The organism is Elusimicrobiota bacterium, assembly GCA_040757695.1.
In the GTDB taxonomy this organism is placed as follows: Bacteria; Elusimicrobiota; UBA8919; order UBA8919; family UBA8919; genus JBFLWK01.
Window position 1 is genome coordinate 1 of record JBFLWK010000174.1, and the last position, 2303, is coordinate 2303.

General features: G+C 33.3%; 2 protein-coding genes. Both read left to right on the top strand.

The window, feature by feature from the left end; genetic code table 11:
• Positions 1–349 precede the first annotated feature (349 nt).
• The gene (locus AB1349_13775; protein ID MEW6558395.1) at positions 350–1237 is read left to right on the top strand and encodes a class I SAM-dependent methyltransferase; all 888 of its coding nucleotides are present in this window, start codon (positions 350–352) and stop codon (positions 1235–1237) included.
• Positions 1234–2187: a hypothetical protein gene (locus tag AB1349_13780; protein ID MEW6558396.1), complete on the top strand. Its 954-nt coding sequence runs from the start codon at positions 1234–1236 to the stop codon at positions 2185–2187. The genes AB1349_13775 and AB1349_13780 overlap by 4 nt, the downstream gene beginning before the upstream one ends.
• Positions 2188–2303: the final 116 nt, after the last annotated feature.

Here is a 2303-nt window from a genome sequence, read left to right on the forward strand (position 1 = left end):
AAAAATCAAAAATTAAATATCAAAATTAAGGAACAAAAATATTTTTCTTAAGAATAAATTCCACAATTTTGATTTTTACCTTTTGATATTTGCATTTTAGCACGAGCGTAAGCGAGTGCTTATCTTGGCGCCTAGGAAATTGAATAAAGCCACAGAATTTCACAGAATAACACAGAAGAATTTAACCTGTATTCCCCAAATGGGAATGAATATTTATGTTGACAAAACTCTTTTTATCGTCTATAGTAAGGATAAACGAAGTACTTCGTTTATAATCCCCAAATGGGATAAAAAGTGAAATATTTCGTCTATGAAGTCGTTAGCCAAAATGCAACTTTAAGGGACAAGTATGAAACAAAAACGAAAATATTATAGCGCCTATGAGGATCGTTACAGGCGAGTATACGCGCAAGGAGTTGAATATTGGACAAACGACCCAATCGAAATAAAAGATATGATAGACAAATTAAATAGATTTCTCGAATGCTATAAGTTATTACCCAAAGATACTAAAATCATCGAATTTGGATGCGGTGAAGGCCATCTTGCTCAATATTTAGTCGAAACGGGTTATAAATATTTAGGAGTGGACTTATCGCCTTCTGCGATCAAAAAGGCGAAAGAAAGAATAGGTAATATTAATGCCAATAAATATTTCCTTTTGGGAGATATTACCCATTTGGATGGAATCCCTGACGAATCTTACGATGTCGGTATAGATAATCAATGTTTGCAGATGCTGATTGTAGACGACGACCGACGCAATTACTTATCTGAAATTGCACGGATATTAGTTAAGAGGGGCAAAGCATATTACCACGAGATTTATCAAGAAGATGTATTTGAAGGAGAAATAAAAACCTTTGATGAATATATCAAAAAATTTAACCTTGACCTAGAGACTCTTGAAGATCGTGAGATATTCACCAAAGGACAATATCAGAAAATTAAACTTCCACCTGTCCCTGCACGATTTAATAATGAAATAGGATACAGAAAGGAATTGGTGAATGCAGGTTTTATGATTGATAATTTCTACGTGGATGCGCAGAAGTGTGTTATTTATGCAATTAAAAATAGGATTAGTTGCACTTCGGCTAACAAAGCGTATCTGGCTTCGTGCCTTCGGCACTTCGCCCAAATTCCTCGCTTCGCTCGGAACTTCAGATACGCTCAGCCGTTAGATGCAATTGAGTTTGCTAAATTTGAATATGAAAAAGGGGGTATGGTATTATGAAGCAATATAATATTTTTGTTGCAATGCCTTTTGGTGAAGATCCGAAGAATCCTAATAATGAGTGGACAAAACTCTATCAAGGAGGGATAAAGCCAGTGGAAGATGAAGAAAGAACACTTAGCTTAAATATTTATCGTGCTGACTATACTTTGAAAGATCTTGGACTGAAAGAACACAGTATGAAATGTATAGAAGATGCAGATGTATTACTTTGTGTTCTTACTGATAACCCAAATGTATTTTGGGAAGTAGGCTATACAGAATGTTTAGAAAAACCAATAATATTTATGGTTGATAGCCAGCGATTAAAGGAAAAGAAAATACCTGTATTAGCAGGTCAACTACATTTCTGTGAATATAATCATAATTTAGTTAAAGAGGCACCGGCTAGTTTAGATGAGTGTAAAAATATATTAAAAGTTATTAGAGAACAGTTGGGTCCTTATATTAGAAAAGCTGTGGAATATGTTGGGCATAGAAAAGTTGGAAAGAATGTGTATAAGATAAATGTCTATAATAACAGAAAAGTTGTCAATCTCGATAGACTTATTTCGTCTGCTAAAGATAGGGTAGACATATTAGAAACCAATCTTGAGTGGTTTGCATATATTGAGCCTTTTAATTTAGAAAATATAGAAAATCATCCGTTAAAAAAAGCAATTGATAATGGTGCAGAAATAAGAATTTTAACAATGGATCCGGAAGCTATAATTGCTGAATACCGAGCAAAACAATTGGGAAAAGTAGCTGATGTACCAGGGTATCGAGAGGTTCTATGGGAAAGTATTAAAAAGATTTACACAAATTTTAGGAAGTATAAAAATTTTAATTTAAGGATATATAACGAACTTCCTTTACAAATTGCTTTTAGAATTGATGATAGAATAATAACTGGAATAATAGCTCGGGGCGAAAAAAGTCGTAAACTTATTCATATAGTGCTTTGTTAACTAATTGTCGCTATTATGTGTTTGCCAATTTCTATGATAAAAATATTTATGAATAGAACCAACCATATCTTTAGGCCAGCGGAAGTTACTTCCTGCAATAACTTTTTTGTAAAGGT

Bases quoted from the DNA above. Each gene is read 5' to 3' on its own strand.
- AB1349_13780 (MEW6558396.1), top strand. From the start codon at position 1,234: ATGAAGCAATATAATATTTTTGTTGCAATGCCTTTTGGTGAAGATCCG.
- AB1349_13775 (MEW6558395.1), top strand. From the start codon at position 350: ATGAAACAAAAACGAAAATATTATAGCGCCTATGAGGATCGTTACAGG.